The organism is Streptomyces calvus (genome assembly GCF_006782915.1).
Taxonomy (GTDB): Bacteria; Actinomycetota; Actinomycetes; order Streptomycetales; family Streptomycetaceae; genus Streptomyces; species Streptomyces calvus.
The window spans coordinates 72,419-92,595 of sequence record NZ_VCNP01000009.1; the positions used below are offsets into that span (position 1 = coordinate 72,419).

Consider the following 20,177-nt stretch of genomic DNA (forward strand, 5'->3'; position numbering starts at 1 on the left):
CCTGTTGCCGTCGATTGGAGAAGGACGTTGCTCGTCTGAGGTTCTGAGACACCGCGTCACACCCGTCAGGTGTGTACGTCGCGTGCGACCTCGGCGTTCGAGCCGTCCTTGCGGTCCCTGCGGAACAGGGCTCTTCTCATGCCCAGGACTTCCCTCCCGACTGCCGGTCGTCGTCCCGCGGTGTCTCGATACGCGTGTGCCCCTGATCCCCCCGAGCAACCGCGGAGGCCCGTATGTCACCGTCCATCACCTGCACGTCCCTCTCCTTCACCTGGCCCGACGGCACCACCGTCCTCGACGGCCTCGACGTCGCCTTCGGCGCCGGCCGCACCGGCCTCGTCGGCGTCAACGGCTCAGGGAAGTCGACCCTGTTGAAGCTCATCGCGGGTGAGCTCACCCCGGCCGACGGCGCCGTCCGGGTGGCCGGGGAGATCGGGTACCTGCCGCAGAACGTGACGCTGGACACCGCGCTGCGGGTCGACGAGGCGCTCGGCATCGCCGCCCGGCGGGCCGCGCTGCACGCCATCGAGGCGGGCGACGCGGCCGAGGAGCACTTCGAGGCCCTCGGCGACGACTGGGACGTCGAGGAGCGCGCCCTGGCCACGCTCGGCGAACTCGGCCTCGGGCACATCGGCCTGGACCGCACCGTCGGCGAGGTGTCCGGCGGCGAGTCGGTGCTGCTGCGGCTGGCCGCGCTGCTGCTCCGGCGTCCGGACGTGCTGCTGCTCGACGAGCCCACCAACAACCTCGACCTGTACGCCCGCAGGCGGCTGTACGCGGCCGTCGAGGGCTGGCCCGGGGTGATGGTCGTGGTCAGCCACGACCGTGAACTGCTGGACCTGGTCGACCAGATCGCGGACCTGCGCTCGGGCGAGGTCACCTGGTACGGCGGCAACTTCTCGGCGTACGAGGAGGCCCTGGCCGTCGAGCAGGAGGCCGCCGAGCGGATGGTGCGCGTCGCCGAGGCCGACTTGCGCAAGCAGAAGCGCGAACTGGTCGACGCTCAGGTCAAGCTGGCCCGGCGCAAGCGGTACGGGCAGAAGATGTTCGAGCAGAAGCGCGAGCCGAAGATCGTCATGGGTGCGCGCAAGCGCGCGGCACAGGTGTCCGCGGGCAAGCACCGCATCATGCACGAGGAGAAGCTCTCCGAGGCCAGGGACCGCCTGGACGACGCGGTGGAGGCCGTGCGGGACGACGACGAGATCCGCGTCGACCTGCCGTACACGGCGGTACCGCCGGGCCGTGGTGTCCTCACGCTGCGGGACCTGCGCCTGGCGTACGGCGCGCGGGTGGACGGCGGGTTCGATCTGCACGGCCCCGAGCGGGTCGCGCTGATCGGACGCAACGGCGCGGGCAAGACGACGCTGCTGCGGACGATCGCCGGGGAGCTGGAGCCGGTCTCCGGCGAGGCGACGGCCCATGTGCCGCTGCGGTTCCTGCCGCAGCGGCTCGACGTCCTCGACCTGGAGCTGACCGTCGCGGAGAACGTGGCCCGGTTCGCGCCGGGCGCCACCAACAACCGGGTCCGGGCGCGGCTCGCCCGCTTCCTGTTCCGGGGCGCGCGGGCCGACCAGAAGGCGGCGACCCTCTCCGGTGGCGAGCGGTTCCGGGCGGCGCTGGCCGCGCTGATGCTGGCGGAGCCCGCGCCGCAGCTGCTGATGCTGGACGAGCCGACCAACAACCTCGACATGGCGAGCGTCCGGCAGCTGACCACGGCACTGGAGTCGTACGAGGGAGCGCTGGTCGTCGCCAGTCACGATCTGCCGTTCCTGGAGTCGGTCGGCATCACCCGATGGCTGCTGATGGAGGAGGGAGAACTCAGGGAAATCACGCCAGAAGCTGTCGGGTATTCCGCCTAGCGTCGGGCGGCATGAGCCAGTCCAACGAGTTCATCACCATCACCGGGGCCGAGGAGAACAACCTCGAGGACGTCACACTCCGCATCCCGAAGGGCCGGCTGACCGTGTTCACCGGCGTTTCGGGGTCGGGGAAGTCGTCGGTCGTCTTCGACACCATCGCCGTCGAGTCGCAGCGGCAGCTCAACGAGACGTTCACCTGGTTCGTCCGCAACCGGCTGCCCAAGTACGAACGGCCGCACGCTGAGGCCTTGGAGGACCTGACGCCCGCGATCGTCGTCGACCAGCGGCCCATCGGCGGCCACTCCCGGTCGACGGTCGGCACGATGACGGACGTCTACTCGGTGCTGCGGGTGCTGTTCTCCCGGCACGGCACACCGAGCGCCGGCCCGGCGACGGCGTACTCGTTCAACGACCCGTCGGGCATGTGCCCCGAGTGCGACGGGCTGGGCCGGACCGTACGGCCCGACTGGGACCGCATCCTCGATCCGGACCGCTCCCTCGCCGAAGGAGCGGTCCGCTTCCCGCCGTTCGCCGCGGGCACCTGGCAGGGGCAGGCGTACACCAACAGCGACGAACTGGACCCGCACAAGCCGGTGCGGGCGTTCACCGCGGCCGAGCGGGAGTTCCTGATGCGGGGCCGCCCCGGCAGCAAGGTCACCGTGCACGGCACGGGTGGGACGTGGACGACCGAGTACGAGGGTCTCGCCGACCGTTTCGAGCGGCTGTACCTGAAGCGGGACCTCGCGGGGATGAGCGGGCGGACCCGGGACATGGTGCGGGAGTTCCTGGCCGAGGGGGTCTGCGCGGCGTGCCGGGGCACCCGGCTCAACGAGGCGGCGCTGGCGTCCCGGATCGGCGGCCGGTCCATCGCCGACTGCGCCCGGATGCAGGTCACCGACCTCATCGCCGTGCTGCGGGAGATCGACGACCCGGTGGCCCGGCCGATCGCCGGGGCCGCCGTCGCCGCCCTGGAGCGGATCGAGCGGATCGGGCTGGGCTACCTCAGCCTCGACCGGGAGACGACCACCCTCTCCGGCGGCGAGGGGCAGCGGCTGAAGACGGTGCGGCACCTCGGATCCAGCCTGACCGGGATGACGTACATCTTCGACGAGCCCAGCGTCGGACTGCACCCGCGCGACGTCCACCGGCTCGGCGAACTGCTGCTGCGGCTGCGCGACAAGGGCAACACCGTGCTGGTGGTCGAGCACGACCCCGACGTCATCGCCCTGGCCGACCACGTCGTCGACATGGGCCCGGGGGCCGGCACCGAGGGCGGCCGGGTGGTGTTCGAGGGGACGCCGGACGCGCTCGCCGCCTCGGGCACGCTCACCGGGCGGTGTCTGCGGCGGCGGACGACGGTCAAGGACACGGTGCGGGAGGCGACGGGCGAGCTGTGGGTGAAGGGCGCCGACCGGCACAACCTGCGCGACGTCACCGTCCGGTTCCCGGCCGGGGTGCTCACCGCGGTGACCGGGGTCGCCGGCTCCGGCAAGAGCACGCTGGTCGCCGAGTTCACCGCCGCCCACACCGACGCCGTGGTGGTCGACCAGTCCGCGATCGGCATCTCCGCCCGGTCCACCCCCGCGACGTACCTCGGGATCATGGACACGGTACGGAAGATCTTCGCGCGGGAGACGGGGGCCGAGCCGGGGCTGTTCAGCTTCAACTCCGACGGCGCCTGCGGCACCTGCGAGGGCCGCGGGATCATGTACACCGACCTGGCCTTCATGGACCCGGTCACGACGACGTGCCCCGCCTGCGAGGGGCGGCGCTTCAAGGACGAGGTGCTGCGGCTCACCGTCGGTGGCCGCTCCGTCGCCGACGTGCTGGAGATGACGGCCGAACAGGCGCTGGACTTCTTCGACGACACCGGGTTACGGCGCAGGCTGCGGGCGCTGCGGGACGTCGGCCTGACGTACCTCACCCTGGGGCAGCCGCTGTCCACCCTCTCCGGCGGTGAACGGCAGCGGATCAAACTCGCCACCCGGCTGCACCGCACGGGCGTGGTGTACGTGCTCGACGAGCCGACGACCGGGCTGCACATGGCGGACGTGGACGGGCTCGTCGCCCTCCTCGACCGGCTCGTGGACGCGGGCAACACCGTCCTCGTCGTCGAGCACAACCTGGACGTCGTCGCCCGCGCCGACTGGGTGATCGACCTCGGTCCGGGCGGCGGACGGGACGGCGGCCGGGTGGTCTTCGAAGGCACACCGGCCGAGTTGCTCGCGGCGGAGGGGTCCGTCACGGCGGAGCATCTGCGCCGGGCCGGCCGCTGAAGCGGTTACCGGTGGGTCATTTCCTCGCCGCCGGGGGTGGCCCGGCCGGGATTCGCGCTGCATGATGGCTGCGCCGACGTCCGAGGGGACCGGGCCGGACCACGGACGCCCTCGGTACGGCCAGTACATGTCCCATCCCGTACGGAGTTCCGCTCGTGCCCAGCAAGAAGGCCCTCGTCCGCCGTCCCGTTCCCCGCCTGGCCGAGGGCCTGGTGACGCACATCGAGCGGGATCGCGTCGACGTAACCCGCGCGATGGGGCAGTGGGAGGCGTACACGGGAGCGCTGCGCGCCCACGGCTGGGAGACCATCGAGGTGGATCCGGCCGACGACTGCCCGGACTCGGTGTTCGTCGAGGACACCGTGGTGATGTACCGGAACGTGGCGCTGATCGCCCGGTCCGGCGCCGAGTCCCGGCGGGCGGAGACCGTCGGGGTCGAGGAGGCCGTGGCGTCGCTGGGCTGCTCGGTGAACTGGGTCTGGGAGCCGGGCACGCTGGACGGCGGCGACGTGCTGAAGGTCGGCGACACCGTGTACGTCGGCCGCGGCGGGCGCACCAACGCGGCCGGGGTGCAGCAGGTACGGGCCGCGTTCGAGCCGCTGGGGGCGCGGGTGGTCGCCGTGCCGGTCGCCAAGGTGCTGCATCTGAAGTCGGCGGTCACCGCGCTGCCGGACGGGACGGTCATCGGGCACATCCCGCACATGGACGCGCCGTCGCTGTTCGCCCGTTTCCTGCCGGTGCCGGAACCCTCCGGGGCGCACGTGGTGCTGCTGGGCGGGGACAAGCTGCTGATGGCGACGAGCGCGCCGAAGACCGCCGAGCTGTTCGCGGACCTCGGCTACGAGCCGGTGCTGGTGGACATCGGCGAGTTCGAGAAGCTCGAGGGCTGTGTGACATGCCTCTCGGTGCGCCTGCGGGACCTCTACGCCTGACCGTCGCCCTTCCTCACCCGTACGGCTCAGCGACCTGCAGTTCCGGGGCCTGCCGGTCCGGCGCCACGCCGGGCGGGAACCCCGCTGATCAGGGGCCTTTACGGCGTCCTTAACCTACGGCTACGTAACCTACGGGTTCGTAGCCTACGATGCCGTAGGTTGTCGGCCCGCTCGCCGGCACCTCCACCTGCCACCGTCCCCCTGGAGTCACCCGTGACGATCACTTCCCCTCACCTCGGCAGCCCTTCCGTCTGGACCGACGCGCGGCTGTTGTACGCACTGGAGGAAGTGGTCGAGAAGGAGCTCAACCGGCACCTCCAGGTCGCCAAGGACTGGATGCCGCACGAGTACGTGCCGTGGAGCGACGGCCGCAACTTCCCGGGCCTGTTCGAGGACGGCGAGGCCTGGGACAAGGAGCAGTCGAAGGTCACCGAGGTCGGGCGCATCGCCCTGGTGGTCAACCTGCTCACCGAGGACAACCTGCCCAGCTACCACCACGAGATCGCCACCCTGTTCGGCCGGGACGGCGCCTGGGGCACCTGGGTGCACCGCTGGACGGCCGAGGAGGGCCGCCACGGCATCGTGATGCGGGACTACCTGCTCGCCTCCCGGGCGGTGGACCCGGACAAGCTGGAGCAGTTCCGCATGTCGCACATGAGCGAGGGCTTCGAGTCGGACAACCGGCACTCGATGCTCCACTCGATCGCCTACGTCGCCTTCCAGGAGCTGGCCACCCGCATCTCGCACCGCAACACCGGCCACCAGTCCGGCGACCCGGTCTGCGACCGCATGCTGGCCCGCATCGCGACCGACGAGAACCTGCACATGGTGTTCTACCGGAACCTGCTCAAGTCGGCGTTCGAGCTCGCCCCCGACCTGACGATGCAGGCGGTGCGCGATGTCGTGGTGAACTTCCGGATGCCCGGTCACGGCATCCCCGGGTTCGAGCGGGCCGCCGCGCAGATGGCCATCGGCGAGGTCTACAACCTGCGCATCCACCACGACGACGTGCTGCAGCCGGTGCTGCGCTTCCTGAAGGTCATGGAGATCGACGGGCTCGGCCCCGAGGGCCTCAAGGCGCAGGAGGAGCTCGGCCTGTTCATGGGCGGCCTGGACGCGGAGGCCTCGAAGTTCGACGAGAAGCTGGCGGCCCGCAAGGCCCGGATGGCGGCCCGCGCCGGCGGCTGAGGACCCGCCTCGCGGCCGGAGCCGCAACCAGCCGTGCCGGCGCGTCCCGGTTCTGAGGACGCGCGCGGCCCGAGCCCCTGCGCCACACTCCCCCGTTCCGGGGCCGTGTGGTGCAGGGGCTCACTGCGAGGTCCCGCCGGTCGTCGTCGGCGCCGCTGCCCTCCCGTCCGTATCGGCTGTCACCGCGGGCGGCGACGGCGCTCCGGCCCGGGCACGGCGGCGACTGCTGTCTCGGGTCGGTCCGCAGCGGTGACGTGGCGGCGGCTCCCGTGGTTGTCTCAGCCGGAATGTCGTCCGTGGGCCTGTGGCTCACGAACGTGGGCGCCGTCCCCATGGGGGCCGCCCACACCACTGGACGGTCCATGGGGCCGGTGGTCGGGCAGGGTGAGCGCCGTATGGGCCGCCCGTCCACGTCCCGGTGGCGCGGTGGTGAGGCCGCGCAGCCTGCTGTTGCGTTGTGCGAGGGCTTCGGCGGTGGTCGGGAAGAGCGCCGCGCCGCCTTCGCCGACCTGCGCCTGGTTCAGTTCGACGAATCCGCGGAGGTCGCGTTCGTAGGCGGCGAAGGCCGCGGTGTGGTCGCGGTGGGCGGCGAGCGAGCCGGCGAGCAGGTAGGCGCCGACGAGGGCGAGGCTGGTCCCCTGTCCCGTCAGGAACGACGGTGCGTGGGCGGCGTCGCCGACCAGCGCGACCCGTCCGCTGGACCAGCACGGCATACGGATCTGGCTCACGGTGTCGAAGAACGGGTCGTCCGCGTCGCGCAGGGCGGCGACCATGGCCGGGATGTCCCATCCGTCACCGGCGAAGGTGGCGGCGACGAGGTCGTGTTGTGCCCCGGCGTCGCGGAGGACCTCGTAGGGCGGTTCGGGGTGGGTGAAGGTGAGCAGTGCGTGCAGCTCGTCGCTGTCTCCGACGGCGTAGAGCGCGGCGGCCCGTCCCGGAGTGTTCCAGAGGAGCACCTCGTGGGAGAGTCCGGCGGTGTTGGGCATGGCGAACAGGGCGAAGCAGTACCCGAGATAGTGGTGGAAGCGCCGCTCGGGCCCGAACACCAGCTCCCGGGTGCGCGAGTGCAGCCCGTCCGCGCCCAGGACCAGGTCGAAGCTGCGCCGGACGCCACTGCGGAAGGTGACGTCGACACCGTGCGCGTGGTCCCGGAGCACATCGATGGAGTCGTCGAACACGAACTCCACCTCGTCACGGACGGCCCCGTACAGGAGGCCGGTCAGGTCCCCGCGGGGCACCTCGACGTCATGTCCCTCGATTCCGCCGGTCACCGCCTGCGGACGGAGCACCGCCACCTCGCTGCCGTCGGCGTTGAGGAAGGTCATCCGGCGCGACTCGATGTGCGCGTCCCGCAGGCGCGGCAGGATTCCCATCCGGCGCGCCACCTCCACCGCGGTGCCCCGCACGTCGATCGGGTACCCGCCGCCGCGCAGTCCGGTGGACTTCTCCACCACCGTCACCTCGAATCCGTACCGGTGCAGCCAGAACGCCACGGCGGAACCCGCGATGCTCGCGCCGGACACCAGGACCGAACCCTTCGAGGCCGTTCTTGTACTCATGCGTCAACTCCTTTGTGAGTGGCGGGAATTCGAGGACCGACTGGGATCACTGCGCAGGCGAGGAGACCGTCGGCTGCCGCCCGGTCGTCCGGAGGTGGCCCTCACACCGTTTCCCGTTCGAGGCCGGGCGGCGGGGCCGTGCGGCTGTGGCGGGTGCGCCGCATCAGCCCGACGGCGAGCACCGCGGCGACGGCGAACGCGCCGGAGGCGATGGCGATGTAGCTGTACACGCCCGTCGCCGAGTTCGTCGTGTCGCCGTCGACGACCACGGTCGTCGACCTGAGCACGGCCGCGCCCACGAAGTCGAGCACCACCGCACCGATCGACACCATCACCATGACCAGGCTGGACACGATTCCCTGGCGTTCGGCGGGCGCCAGGCTGCCCGCCATGTTGAAGCCGGACGTGCCGAGCGCCCCCACCGTGACACCCAGCAGGAATCCGCAGCAGAGCGCGGCGGGCAGCCGGGAGGCCCCGAGGAACATCCCGAGGGTCACCACCGTGCCGAGCACGACCGCCCCGGCCAGCGTCGCGGCCGGTCCGATGCGTACGGCAAGCCATCCCGCCGCCGGACCTCCCAGCGTGACGCCGAGTCCCGGCGCCGCGAGCAGCAGTGCCACCGATCCCTGGCCGGCCAGTCCGTATCCGAGGTTCTGGTCCGCCGCGACGTCACCGATCAGAGGGATGAGCTGGAGCATGCTCTGGTACGAGCCGGCCGCCAGGAAGACGACGACGAGCGTGAGCACCAGCGGCCGGCCGAGGTTCCTGAGGTCGATCAGGGCGTCGGGCTTGCGGCTGGACACCAGTAACCACCGGGCCAGCGACCCGACGCCGCCGACGAGGAGAGCCAGCGGGCCGACGGCGAGCCAGCCGAGGGCCGAGCCGAGACTGACGTAGCCGAGCACCCCGGCGAGACCTCCGCCGAGGAGGAGGGCGCCGCGGATGTCGACCCTGCCCGGTGTCCTGGCCAGGTCTTCGGGAATGACACGGCGCACGCAGACCGCCATCGCGGCCGCGACGACGGCCGACCCGAGGAACAGGATCTGGAAGCCGAACTCCGTGGCGAGTTCCTCGACGAGGAAACGGGTCGCGATGTTGAGCACCGCGGAGCCGGAGGTCACGATGCCCACGACGATCATCGCGGTGCGGGGCGGGCAGACACTTCGCGCGATGGCGACGGAGAGGAACACGGCCGCCAGCGCCGCTCCCTGCAGTACGCGCCCCGGCACGAACACCCAGAGGCTGGGGGCCACGGCGCACAGGAGGGCGCCCACGCCGCTGAGGAGCAGCGTCACCACGAGCACCCTGCGCCTGCCGTGGATGTCGGCGCTCTTGCCGAGCAAGGGCGCCCACATCACGCCGGCCAGCATCGCGGTGGCGTTGAGCCACGCCGTCTGGTCGGTCTCGAAATGGTCGAGCATGTCGGGGAGGACGACCAGCGGCGCGGTGATGGCCGAGTCGACCACGAAGTTCACCATCACCAGGACGGCCACCAGGCCGATGAGCCGTCCGTTCCCGCTCGTGTGCAATCCGACGTCCGTGTCGTCGGTCCTGCTCTGCTGCATCAGGGACTCCTCACTGCGGGCTCGCGACGGGTGGCCGGCGCGGCCTGACGTGTCGTCGACTGGAAGGCGGCGCAGGGCTGCCCACCGCCTAAGATACGTTCTAGTTTCTTATTTTGGAGAGTAGAGTACGCCGATAAGAAACGTCAAAGTTTCTAAGGAGTGTTGTGGGAAGACGGCGCGGTGAGGCACTGGAGGCGGCGATCCTCGAGGCGGCCTGGGACGAGCTGGGCGAGCGGGGGTACGCGAACCTGACCTTCGACTCCGTGGCCCGACGGGCCGGCACCAGCAAACCGGTGCTCTACCGGCGCTGGCCGGACAAGCAGAAGCTGGTCGAGGCGGCCGTGGTACGCCGCAACGTCGTCCAGTCCGTCCCCCCGGCCGACACCGGGTCCCTGCGCGGCGACCTGATCGCCACCCTCACCGAACTGGGCCAGAAGCAGGGGCCGTTCCTCGCCCAGCTCAGCCTGCTGCTCGCCGACTACTTCATCGAGACCGACTCCAGCTTCGCCGAACTGCGCGAGATGATCGTCGCCGGACGCCGCTCCGGACGCGACGAGATCATGGAGCGCGCCATCGAGCGCGGCGAGCTCGACCCGGCCAGGCTCACGCCACGCATCGCCTCGCTCCCCTTCGACCTGCTGCGCGGCGAGACGATGATGACGCTGCGGCCGGTCGCACCGGAGGTGATCGAGGAGATCGTCGACACGATCTTCCTCCCGCTGGTCGGGCGGCGTCCCGCGCCGTAACGGTTGTCCACGGGGGCCGGCGCTCGGGGACAGGGCCCGCTCGGCAGGCAGCGGTCGGGGCCGGGCGGTTCGGCAGTCAGCGGTGAGCGGACAGCGGCCAGGGCCCGGTCGGCAGTCAGGGCCGGGCGGCCGGCGGTCAGCGGTCGGGGCCGGGCGGCCGGCGGTCAGCCGCGCTGCGGCCACGCCTCGGCGGCCTGGACTCGGCGGTAGGCGGCCTGGACTCGGCAGCCTGGACTCGACGGCCTGGACTCGGCGCTCGGCGCCTGGACTCGACGGCCTGGACGCGGCGCTCGGCGGCCTGAGCTCGGCGGTCCGGGCTGGGCGGTCGGGCTCAGCGGTCCGGGCTGGACGGTCCGGGCTCGGCGGTCGGCCGGAACTACCGTCCCGCGCGCCGCAGTTCCAGGCGTTCCTTCTCGGACAGGCCACCCCACACGCCGAACCGCATGTCATGGGTCATCGCGTACTCGAGGCAGGTGGCGCGGATCGGGCACAGGCCGCAGATGCGCTTGGCCTCGCGGACCGAGCTACCGGGATCGGGGAAGAAGAAGTCTCCCCCCGTCTGGGCGCACAGCGCCTCCTCCTGCCAGGCCAGGTCGGGCGACCGCAACGTTTCGATGTGCATGGCGGGAAGCGTGCCGGGCGGCGAAAAACGTTCGATCAACGCCGGCTCAACACGGCGGCCCTCCCCCGGCCTTCTCCGCGTTTCCCGGTCTGCCCCGCCTGCCCGCCGCCGCTCGCCCCGGCCGGCCTCTTCCTCGCCCCTGTCGGCCTCTTCCTCGCCCCGCCCCTCCTTCGCCGCCGCTCCTTCGCCGCCCCGGCGGCCCGCCGCGACCGCACGATGATGACGTCCCGCCGTCCGGCCGCGCACGGCGGCGCGCCGGTGTTTCACGTCTGGCGCGGGTCACCCCTGAGGACGGCGAACCGCGCGCCGTACGGGTCCTCCAGACGGGCGAGCCGGCCGACACCGGCGAGTGAGGTGGCGGGCATCCGTACCCGGCCGCCGAGTTCGACGGCCCGGGCGACGACGGCGTCGGGGTCGTCGGTCCCGAAGTAGGGCAGCCAGTAGGGCCGGCCGCTCGCCGCCTCGACGGGGTCGTCGGCGAGGGTGACCAGGCCGCCGAACATGCCGTCGTCGCCGGTGCCCGCGGGGTTGACGGAGGTGTAGACGCCGCCGGGGAAGGACACCGCGGACGTCTCCCAGCCGAGGACCGAGCGGTAGAAGGCGGCGGCGCGGGCGACGTCCGGGGTGTACAGCTCGACCCAGCACAGCGAGCCGACCTCGCCGGCCGCGTCGACGCCTTCGAGGCGCGCCGGCTCCCAGATGCCGAAGCCTGCGCCCGCCTGGTCGGCGAGGACCGCCATCCTGCCCTCGCCCGCCACGTCCAGGGGCGGCACGGGCACGTCGCCCCGGGCCTGCCGGGCCGCGTCCGCCGTGGCGTCGGCGTCCGGGCTGCGGAAGTAGACGGTCCACGCGGGCGGGCCCTGCTCCGCGGTGATCTGCATGCCGCCCGCGACGGTCCGGCCGTCCAGCCGGAAGAAGCCGTAGCCGCCGGCGTCGGGCCACGCCGTGCGGAACTCCCAGCCGAACAGGCCGCCGTAGAAGGAGGCGGCGCCCTCGATGTCGGGCGTGCCGACGTCGATCCAGCCAGGGGCGCCGTCGACGAAGCGGGTGGTGAGCATGGTGCCTCCTTGGGCAGGTCCCGTCGCCTGCTCTGCCGAGTGTTCCACCGCCCGCCGGAGGGGCACCGGCGGAACACCCGGACGGGTGTGTCACGGGACAGGTGCCGCAGGGTCAGGCGGAGGCGCGCCGGACGAGTGTCGTCGGCAGGATCACACTGGACGGGCTGCCGCCCACGGCCGCGTCGGCGGTGGTGTCGCGGTCGAGGTCGCGCAGCAGCAGCCGGGCCATCAGCCGGCCCATCCCTTCGATGTCCTGACGGACGGTGGTCAGCGGCGGATCGGTCTGTTCGGCGATCGGCAGCATGTCGTCGAAGCCGACGACCGCCACGTCGTCCGGCACCCGCCGCCCGTGCTCGCGCAGCACGCGCAGGGCGCCCGCCGCGGTGAGGTCGTTGGCGGCGAACACCGCGTCGAGGCCGGGGCAGTGGTCGAGGAGTTCCCGCATCGCCCGCTCACCGCCCGCCGCGGTGAAGTCGCCCTCCACGACCAGCCCGGGGTCGGCGCCGACCATGACGTCCCGGAACCCGTCGAGCCGGTCCACGGCGGAGGTCTGGTCGAGGGCGCCGGTGATGTGCGCGACGCGGCTCCGGCCGAGGCCGAGCAGGTGCCGTACGGCGTCGCGGGCGCCGCCCCGGTTGTCGCTGTCGACGTAGACGACGCCGCCGCGGCCGCCGCCCCAGTCGGGCCGGCCGCCGAACACCGCCGGCAGGCCGGCCCGCTGGATCAGCTCGGGCAGCGGGTCGTCGATGTGGAGGGAGAAGACCAGCGCGCCGTCGACGTGGCCGCCGGCCAGGTAGCGGCCGACCCGGGCGTGGTCGTCGCGGCCCTCGGTGAGCAGCAGGACCAGCTGGTTGTCGTGGGCGGTCAGCTCCTTGCTGATGCCGCGCAGTTGGCGGGCGAAGAACGGGTCGGAGAACACCCGTGTCTCCGGTTCGGCCACGATGACGGCGATGGCGTCGTGCCGTTTCGTCACCAGGCTCCGGGCCGCCTGGTTGGGTACGTATCCCAGTTCCTCCACCGCCTGACGGACCCGCTCGGCCAGGGGTTCGCGCACCCCGTCGGAGCCGTTGACCACACGGGAGACCGTGGCCCGGGAGACCCCGGCCCGCGCGGCCACGGCCTCCAGTGTGGGGCGCGGCACTGTCTCGCTCACTTCAGGGCTCCTCACCTGCGGCTGCGGGCAAGGATATCCCCGGGCCCGCCGACGGGCCGGAGCGCTCTCGGATCACATGCGGCGGCTCAGTGCCGGTGCTCCTGTTCCTGCTCCGGCTGCTTCTCCGGCTGCTCCTCCGTGCCGGCCTGTGCGTGGGCGTGCTCGTGCGGGTCGTACCCGGGGATGGTGCCGTCCGGCTTCTTCACCAGGAACAGTCCGACCATGCCCATGTCGGAGTGGCTCTGGACGTGGCAGTGGTACATCCAGGCGCCCGCGCCGACGCCCTCCCCCGCGATCACCTGGAAGCCGAAGGAGTCCGCGGGCCCGCAGATCTTGTTGTCGATGACCTGGCTCGGGTCGTCGGGGCCGGTCAGCATGCCGGTGCGGTTGTCGGCCCAGCGATGACCGTGCATGTGGAACGTGTGGTAGAACTCGCCGTGCGTGATCACCACGAACTCCACGCGGTCCCCGACGGTCGCCTCGAAGTCCGGTCCGGTGTGCGGCTGGCGGTTGTTGATCGTCATGTCGTTGAAGACGACGGTGTGGGTCGCGTCGGGCAGGACGTCGCCCTTGCGACGCACGATCACCGGGCCGTAGAGGCCGTTGCGGATGCCGCCGGTGCCGTGGACGGTGCCGACGACGTGGTCGTGGTAGTGCCAGTAACCGGCGCTGCCCGACCGCCAGGTGCCGTCCGAGCGGCGTCCCGGTGTGTGGGTGCGCCAGGTGTAGGTGCGGGTGCCGCCCGGCGGGACGTCGCTCTTGTTCTGCTTGGTGCCGTCGCTGGAGATCTCGTAGTCCAGGCCGTGGACGTGCAGGCTCACGGGTACGTCCATGGTGTTCTCGAACTCGATGTGCACCGTGTCGCCCTCGTTGAGCTCGATCAGCGGGCCGGGGATGGACGCCTTGCCCTTCTCGAAGCCGTACCCCATCCTTCCGCCGTCCAGCCGCTCGGCGTACAGCTTGATGCGCCGCACCTCGCCACCGGCGGGCGCGGTCCTGGCCGGTTTGGCCGCGCCGGCGGCCTCGGGCGCCAAGGACAACGATGTCGCGACGGCCGCGCCGCCCAGCAGTACCCGTCGGTTGAAACCGCGTCTGTCCATGCCGAACTCCCCAGGTGGCTGTCATGAACCTGGGAAACCGTAGCTGCCACCCCAGCGTTTATCCACACTCAGGACAAAGTTCGTTTCATTGCGGTCATAGGTCTTGGCGAATGGCGCAAAGGGGTCTAGCTTCCTTGACGCCGTTTGCTGCGACCGAGGAGGGGTGGGTGGCCACGTGCGATTCACATCGCATCAACAACCCATGCACTGGCGCGGATTGAGCACGAGAAGCGTCACCGGTACACCAAGGACGAAACCCAGACGACGCCTCTGGGCGGCCACCGTGGCCGCCGGCGTCGTCGCCGCCGGACTGATGTCGGGCCCCGCCGCCACCGCACGCCCGGCGCCGGACCCGTCCCTGACAACGATGTCGATCAAGTCGCCCCCGGGCGGCGCGAACGTACGTGTGCTGCTGTTCCACGGCTCCGCCGCCGGCGGTGAGGAGTCGCCGCTGGTGAACGCCGGGATCGAGGCGATCGAGAAGATCGGCCTGTCCGGCCCGGCCGACCAGCGGTTCAAGGTCACGGCCACCGACGACGCCTCGGTCTTCACCGACGCCCGGGCGCTCGGCCGCTACAACACCATCGTGTTCCTGACCGGTGGCGGCGACGTCCTCGATCCGGACCAGGAGGCCGGCCTGGAGGCGTACATGGAGGCCGGCGGCGGTTTCGTCGGCCTGCACGACGCGGCCCGCGCCGAGCCCTACTCGGACTGGTTCACCGGTCTCATCGGCGCCCGCCCCGCGGCGTCGGGCCCCGAGAAGGCGCAACGGGCGACGGTCGAGGTCGGTGACCGGACGCATCCGGCGACCAAGAACCTGCCGTTGGAGTGGAAGCGCCCCGACAAGTGGCTGAACTGGGTGGAGAACCCGTCCGGCGAGGTGCACACCGTGGCCCGGGTGCGGGAGTCGACGTACCAGCCCGGCAGCGGCGCCAACGGCTGGGACCACCCGGTGAGCTGGTGCCGCGACTACGACGGCGGCCGGTCCTTCTACACCGGCATGGGCGGCACGGTGTCGTCGTACGACGAGACCGACTTCCGTGACCATCTGCGCGGCGCCCTGCTGTGGACCAACCGTCTGGTGCAGGCCGACTGCAAGGCGACGATCACCGGCAACTACAAGGCCGAACGGCTGACCCAGCCCAACCAGCCGGGCCTGAACGACCAGATCGGCGAACCGCACGGCCTGGTCACCGCGCCCGACGGCCGGGTGTTCTACATCGGCCGGGGCGGCGCCGACGCCTCGCAGCCCGTCGTCACCGACTGGAACGACCCGGACATCGGCAAGGGCAAGGGCGAGGTCCACGTCTGGGACCCGAAGACGAAGAAGGTCACGCTCGCCGGTGCGCTGACCGTCTTCGGCAACAAGGGCGGCGGTGACGAGCTGAGGAAGGTCGAGGAGGGCCTGGTCGGCATCGAACTGGACCCGCGCTTCGCGGAGAACGGCTGGGTGTACCTGCACTACACGCCGCACTCCGAGATCAACCGGGACACGCACATGGCCGAGCGGCGGGTCTCCCGCTTCACGCTCGACCACGCCACCAACAAGCTGGACCTGGCGAGCGAGAAGGTGCTGCTGAAGTGGCCGGTGCAGATCCACAGCTGCTGCCACGCGGGCGGCGGGATGGCCTGGGACTCCAAGGGCAACCTGTACATCGCCACCGGTGACAACAACTCCAGCGGCTTCAGCGGCGGTTACTCGGGCAACAACCCCGAGCCGAACTTCAAGGGCGTGTCCTTCGCGGACGCGCGCCGCACCGCCGGCAACACCAACAACCTCAACGGCAAGATCCTGCGCATCCACCCGGAGCCGGACGGGACGTACACGCTCCCCGAGGGCAACCTGTTCACCGGCAAGGAGACCGCCGAGGGCGGCGGGAAGACGCGCGGCGAGATCTATGTGATGGGTGTGCGCAACCCGGCGCGCATCTCCGTCGACAAGAAGACCGACGTCCTCTACGCGGGCTGGGTCGGCCCCGACGCCGGCTCCCCGTCGACGACCTGGGGTCCGGCGAAGTACGACACGTTCGCCGTGATCACCGAGGCGTCCAACCGCGGCTGGCCGTACTGCATGGGCAACAAGCAGCCCTACCGGGACCGCAACCTTCCCGACCCGTCGAAGCCGCTGGGCTGGTACGACTGCGACCACCCGAAGAACGAGTCGCCGAACAACGACGGTCTGGTGAACCTGCCGCCGGTGACCGGCAACAACATCTGGTACTCCCCGCAGGGCGGCGGCCCGGACTTCCCGCGCGACGAGAACGGCGTCCCGTCGTACGAGCAGGACGAGGCCACCTACCGGCTGCCCTGGCTCAAGGGCGGTGGCCAGGCCGCGATGAACGGGCCGGTCTACCGCTACGACGCGGCGAGCGCCAGCGACGTCAAGTGGCCGGAGTACTGGGACGGCAAGTGGTTCGTCGGCGACTTCTACGACGCCGACCAGCCGCGCAACGCGGTGCTCATGGATCCGAGGACGCAGGGCGACGGCGGTCTGCCGGTGCACTCGGAGTCGCTGAAGAAGATCGTGCCGGTCGGCAACGAGGGCATCAGGAACCTGATGGGCTGGAAGTTCGGCCCGGACGGCGCGCTGTACGTCCTCGACTACGGCCGCGGCTTCTTCACCTCCGACTCCAAGTCCGCGCTGTGGCGGGTCACATACACGGGCGGCGGGCCGACCCCGGCCGCCGGACAGCTCGCGAGGAAGGCCGAATGAAACCAGTGACACGGCAGCGAAGAATGTGGGCCGCCCTGCTGGCCGCCCTGCTCATGATGGCCGGGCTGCAGACGGCGACGTCCGCGGCCGGCGAGTCCGGCGACCGGGACACCGCGGCCGCCGCGGCACAGGTGCTCACCTGGACCGCCGGCGACAGCATCACCGAGTACAGCTCCGCGCCCACGACCGCGGTGGCCGGTCCGGCGACGATCGTCTTCGAGAACAGCGCGGCCACCGGCAACACCACCGGGATGCCGCACACGCTGACGTTCGCGACCTCCGACCCGGAGTTCAACAACGACGTCCAGCTGAACATCCTGGCCAATCCCAGCGACGCCCAGGGCGGCAAGCACACCGCCGAGGTGACGCTCACGCCGGGCCGCTACTTCTACCACTGCACCATCCCGGGCCACGGCGAGATGCAGGGCATCCTGACGGTGACCGAGGGCAGTGGTGAGGACACCACCCCGCCCGAGGCCACGGCGAAGGTGAACGGCACGCAGAACTCCGAGGGCCAGTACGTGGGTTCGGCGAGCGTGACACTCGAGGCCACCGACGCGGGCTCGGGCGTGGACCGGATCGAGTACGCGATCGGTGCCGACGGCGCCTGGCAGCCGTACACCGCGCCGGTCGTCGTCGACCAGGTCGGCACGCACACCGTCCGCTACCGCGCCCTGGACAAGGCGGGCAACGTCTCGGACACCGAGAGCGTGGAGTTCACGGTCGTCGCACCGCCGTCCGACGACACGACGGCGCCGGAGACCTCGGCGACCGTGGACGGCGAGAAGAACGCCGACGGTGCCTACATCGACATGGCGACGGTCACCGTCACCGCGTCGGACACCGGTTCCGGCGTCAACACCATCGAGTACGCGCTCGGGGCCGACGGTGCCTGGCAGCCGTACACCGGTCCGGTGATGGTCCACGAGGTGGGCACGCACACCGTGCGCTACCGCGCCACCGACAAGGCGGGCAACGCGGCGGCGGAGAAGAGCGTGGAGTTCACGGTGGTCGCCGCACCTCCGCAGGACACCACACCGCCGGCGACCGGCGTGACCGTGGAGGGCACCAGGAACTCCGACGGTGCCTACGTCGGTGACGCCACCGTGACCGTCAGCGCGGACGACGGGCACGGCGGGTCCGGCGTCGCGGGCATCGAGTACTCGCTCGACGGCGGACCGTACCTGGCCTACACCGAGCCGGTGGTCGTGGACCGGGCGGGCCGGCACACCGTGACGTACCGGGCGACCGACCGGGCCGGCAACACCTCCGAGCCGCGCACGGTGAGCTTCACGGTCGTGGCGGACGGCGGGGTGCCCGCGCCGAACTGCCCGGAGTACGACGAGCGGCTGACGGTGATCGTCGGCACGGTCGACTCGGGCGTGCCGAACCGGGTCACCAACAACCGGTGCCGGATCGGCGAGCTGATCGAGGACGAGAAGGAGTGGACCTCGCAGGCCCTGTTCCTCAAGCACGTCGACGGCGTCCTGGACGCGCTCCTGGCGGAAGGGGTCGTCGACAAGCGGGAGTACCGCGCCATCACCAGGGCGGCCCGTGAGTCCGGCATCGGCAAGCCGGGCCAGACGGAGGGCTACCGCAAGATCCTCGACGGCAGCGAGGAGTCCTTCGCCAAGTGGGAGCAGGTGGGCGGCGGTTCGTTCGCACTGAACCCGGACGGGTCGATCACCTCCGGCACCACCAAGCCCGGCCTGGGCATGCTGTGGTTCCCGGAGCGCAAGTACGGCGACTTCTCGCTGAGGCTCCAGTGGCGTGACGACGCACCGGGCACCGGCAACGCCAACTCCGGTGTGTTCGTGCGGTTCCCGCAGGTCCACGACCACCCGGAGGAGTCGCGTCCGGAGTGGGTCGCCATCAAGTACGGCCACGAGGTGCAGGTGTTCGACTCGCCGTCCGGCGACATGTACAAGACGGGCTCGGTGTACGGCTTCGACCGTGTGGGCCTGGCCGGCGCGGGCGTGACGCAGAAGGGCACCTGGAACGACTACGAGATCCGCGTGGTGGACCAGCACTACTCGGTCTACCGCAACGGTGTGCTGATCAACGAGTTCGACAACACCGGCGGCCAGCTGTTCGAGCCGCCGCGGTCGGACGACCCGGGCACCGACGGGCGGCGGTTCGCCTCCGGCTACATCGGGCTCCAGGTGCACGGCACGACGGACGTGGTCTCGTTCCGGGACGTCCGGATCAGGGAGCTGTAGTCCCGCACGGCTCCGTGTGAGGCGCCGGGTCAGGAGGCCGAGGGTTTCGGCTTCCTGGCCCGGCTCGGCTGTACGCGGCTGGGCTCGCCGGGCATCTTCGGGTACTCGGGCGGGTACGGCAGGTCGCCGAGGCCGTGCTCGTGCTCGTCCCGGCGGGCGAGTTCGAGCAGCGGCTCCAGCGAGAAGGCGTGGTCGTCCATGTCCGCGTGCACGTCGCCGAGTTCGGCGAAGCGCGCGGGCATGGTCGCGAGGTCGAAGTCCTGCGGATGCGCGACGCCTACCTCCTCCCAGCGCAGCGGCGCCGAGACGGGCGCGTGCGGGCGGGGACGCACGGAGTAGGCGGAGGCGATGGTGCGGTCGCGGGCGGTCTGGTTGTAGTCGATGAAGATGCGCTCGCCGCGCTCCTCCTTCCACCACTTGATGGTGACCTGCTGCGGCATCCGGCGTTCCATCTCGCGGCCCACGGCGATGGCGGCGCGGCGGACCTGGGTGAAGGTCCAGCGCGGTTCGATGGGCACGAAGACGTGCAGGCCCCGGCCGCCGGAGGTCTTGGGCCAGCCGCGCAGCCCGTACTCCTCCAGCACGGCGCGCAGTTCGTGGGCGGCGCGGGCGGCGTCGTCGTAGTCGGTGCCGGGCTGCGGGTCGAGGTCGATGCGGAGTTCGTCGGGGTGGTCGACGTCGTCGCGGCGCACCGGCCAGGGGTGGAAGACGAGCGTGCCGTACTGGGCGGCCCACACCACGGCGGCCTCCTCGGTGGGGCACATCTCGTCGGCGCTGCGGCCGCTGGGGAAGGTGATGTGGGCGGTGGGGATCCAGTCGGGCATGCCCTTGGGAGCGCGCTTCTGGTAGAACCACTCGCCGGTGATGCCGTCCGGGTAGCGCTGCAGGGTGGTGGGCCGGTTCCTGAGGGCGCGCAGGATGCCGGGGCCGACGGCGGCGTAGTAGCGGGCGAGGTCCAGCTTGGTGAAGCCGCGTTCCGGGAAGAACAGCTTGTCCGGGCTGGACAGCCGCACCGTCCGGCCGGCCACCTCGAGTTCCACCGCGTCACCCATGCGAGCCACGGTAGGCGCACGGCACCTGCCTCGCACTCCGGCCGGCGCGGCTGGTCCGGTGACGCGGGTGACCTCCACCTCGGTGTCGGTCGCCCGGCGCTCGGCAGGCGGTCCTCCCGGTGCGCTCCTACAGTC

Annotated in this window: 14 protein-coding genes; 7 read left to right on the forward strand and 7 right to left on the reverse strand. The window is 71.3% G+C overall.

Features of this window, described 5'->3' with window-relative positions; translation table 11 throughout:
* Positions 1 to 233: 233 nt before the first annotated feature.
* From FGW31_RS03715 to FGW31_RS03730, 4 genes are all read left to right on the forward strand, one after another.
* The gene (locus tag FGW31_RS03715) at positions 234 to 1,859 is read left to right on the forward strand and encodes an ABC-F family ATP-binding cassette domain-containing protein (protein WP_142191872.1); all 1,626 of its coding nucleotides are present in this window, start codon (positions 234 to 236) and stop codon (positions 1,857 to 1,859) included.
* Between the two features lie 11 nt (positions 1,860 to 1,870).
* A complete protein-coding gene (locus FGW31_RS03720; RefSeq protein ID WP_142191873.1) occupies positions 1,871 to 4,135 on the forward strand; it encodes an ATP-binding cassette domain-containing protein in 2,265 nt (754 codons plus the stop codon).
* A 155-nt stretch (positions 4,136 to 4,290) separates the two neighbouring features.
* Positions 4,291 to 5,067: a dimethylargininase gene (gene ddaH / locus FGW31_RS03725; protein WP_142191874.1), complete on the forward strand. Its 777-nt coding sequence runs from the start codon at positions 4,291 to 4,293 to the stop codon at positions 5,065 to 5,067.
* A 213-nt stretch (positions 5,068 to 5,280) separates the two neighbouring features.
* A complete protein-coding gene (locus FGW31_RS03730; RefSeq protein WP_142191875.1) occupies positions 5,281 to 6,255 on the forward strand; it encodes an acyl-ACP desaturase in 975 nt (324 codons plus the stop codon).
* Positions 6,256 to 6,533: 278 nt separating this feature from the next.
* Here the strand turns inward: FGW31_RS03730 and FGW31_RS03735 are convergent, their stop codons facing one another.
* A complete protein-coding gene (locus tag FGW31_RS03735) occupies positions 6,534 to 7,814 on the reverse strand; it encodes an FAD-dependent monooxygenase (RefSeq protein WP_142191876.1) in 1,281 nt (426 codons plus the stop codon).
* Between the two features lie 101 nt (positions 7,815 to 7,915).
* Positions 7,916 to 9,379, reverse strand: a complete 1,464-nt coding sequence (locus tag FGW31_RS03740) for an MFS transporter (protein ID WP_142191877.1) — start codon at positions 9,377 to 9,379, stop codon at positions 7,916 to 7,918.
* Between the two features lie 164 nt (positions 9,380 to 9,543).
* On the opposite strand from FGW31_RS03740, the gene FGW31_RS03745 reads away from it, so the two are divergent.
* Entirely contained in the window at positions 9,544 to 10,125 is a 582-nt protein-coding gene (locus tag FGW31_RS03745) for a TetR/AcrR family transcriptional regulator (RefSeq protein ID WP_142191878.1), read from the forward strand.
* 376 nt (positions 10,126 to 10,501) lie between these two features.
* Here the strand turns inward: FGW31_RS03745 and FGW31_RS03750 are convergent, their stop codons facing one another.
* From FGW31_RS03750 to FGW31_RS03765, 4 genes are all read right to left on the reverse strand, one after another.
* Positions 10,502 to 10,747: a WhiB family transcriptional regulator gene (locus tag FGW31_RS03750; protein ID WP_142191879.1), complete on the reverse strand. Its 246-nt coding sequence runs from the start codon at positions 10,745 to 10,747 to the stop codon at positions 10,502 to 10,504.
* Positions 10,748 to 11,010: 263 nt separating this feature from the next.
* Positions 11,011 to 11,805: a VOC family protein gene (locus FGW31_RS03755; RefSeq protein WP_142191880.1), complete on the reverse strand. Its 795-nt coding sequence runs from the start codon at positions 11,803 to 11,805 to the stop codon at positions 11,011 to 11,013.
* A gap of 112 nt (positions 11,806 to 11,917) precedes the next feature.
* Positions 11,918 to 12,958: a LacI family DNA-binding transcriptional regulator gene (locus FGW31_RS03760; protein ID WP_142191881.1), complete on the reverse strand. Its 1,041-nt coding sequence runs from the start codon at positions 12,956 to 12,958 to the stop codon at positions 11,918 to 11,920.
* 86 nt (positions 12,959 to 13,044) lie between these two features.
* Positions 13,045 to 14,058, reverse strand: a complete 1,014-nt coding sequence (locus FGW31_RS03765) for a multicopper oxidase domain-containing protein (protein ID WP_167529991.1) — start codon at positions 14,056 to 14,058, stop codon at positions 13,045 to 13,047.
* Positions 14,059 to 14,260: 202 nt separating this feature from the next.
* On the opposite strand from FGW31_RS03765, the gene FGW31_RS03770 reads away from it, so the two are divergent.
* Both FGW31_RS03770 and FGW31_RS03775 read left to right on the forward strand, forming a co-directional pair.
* Positions 14,261 to 16,771 carry a ThuA domain-containing protein gene (locus FGW31_RS03770; RefSeq protein ID WP_220510642.1) on the forward strand — a complete coding sequence of 837 codons (2,511 nt, stop codon included), beginning with the start codon at positions 14,261 to 14,263 and terminating at the stop codon, positions 16,769 to 16,771.
* Positions 16,772 to 16,794: 23 nt separating this feature from the next.
* Positions 16,795 to 18,990: an OmpL47-type beta-barrel domain-containing protein gene (locus FGW31_RS03775; RefSeq protein WP_142191980.1), complete on the forward strand. Its 2,196-nt coding sequence runs from the start codon at positions 16,795 to 16,797 to the stop codon at positions 18,988 to 18,990.
* 29 nt (positions 18,991 to 19,019) lie between these two features.
* Here the strand turns inward: FGW31_RS03775 and ligD are convergent, their stop codons facing one another.
* Complete coding sequence (gene ligD / locus FGW31_RS03780) at positions 19,020 to 20,042, reverse strand: non-homologous end-joining DNA ligase (protein WP_142191883.1); 1,023 nt, start codon at positions 20,040 to 20,042, stop codon at positions 19,020 to 19,022.
* Positions 20,043 to 20,177 lie beyond the last annotated feature (135 nt).

Excerpts from the sequence above, each read along its gene's own strand:
- FGW31_RS03720 (WP_142191873.1), top strand. The coding sequence starts at position 1,871 with ATGAGCCAGTCCAACGAGTTCATCACCATCACCGGGGCCGAGGAGAAC.
- FGW31_RS03715 (WP_142191872.1), top strand. The coding sequence starts at position 234 with ATGTCACCGTCCATCACCTGCACGTCCCTCTCCTTCACCTGGCCCGAC.
- FGW31_RS03770 (WP_220510642.1), top strand. The coding sequence starts at position 14,261 with ATGCACTGGCGCGGATTGAGCACGAGAAGCGTCACCGGTACACCAAGG.
- FGW31_RS03755 (WP_142191880.1), bottom strand. The coding sequence starts at position 11,805 with ATGCTCACCACCCGCTTCGTCGACGGCGCCCCTGGCTGGATCGACGTC.
- FGW31_RS03765 (WP_167529991.1), bottom strand. The coding sequence starts at position 14,058 with ATGGACAGACGCGGTTTCAACCGACGGGTACTGCTGGGCGGCGCGGCC.
- ligD (WP_142191883.1), bottom strand. The coding sequence starts at position 20,042 with ATGGGTGACGCGGTGGAACTCGAGGTGGCCGGCCGGACGGTGCGGCTG.
- FGW31_RS03735 (WP_142191876.1), bottom strand. The coding sequence starts at position 7,814 with ATGAGTACAAGAACGGCCTCGAAGGGTTCGGTCCTGGTGTCCGGCGCG.
- FGW31_RS03750 (WP_142191879.1), bottom strand. The coding sequence starts at position 10,747 with ATGCACATCGAAACGTTGCGGTCGCCCGACCTGGCCTGGCAGGAGGAG.
- FGW31_RS03740 (WP_142191877.1), bottom strand. The coding sequence starts at position 9,379 with ATGCAGCAGAGCAGGACCGACGACACGGACGTCGGATTGCACACGAGC.
- FGW31_RS03775 (WP_142191980.1), top strand. The coding sequence starts at position 16,795 with ATGTGGGCCGCCCTGCTGGCCGCCCTGCTCATGATGGCCGGGCTGCAG.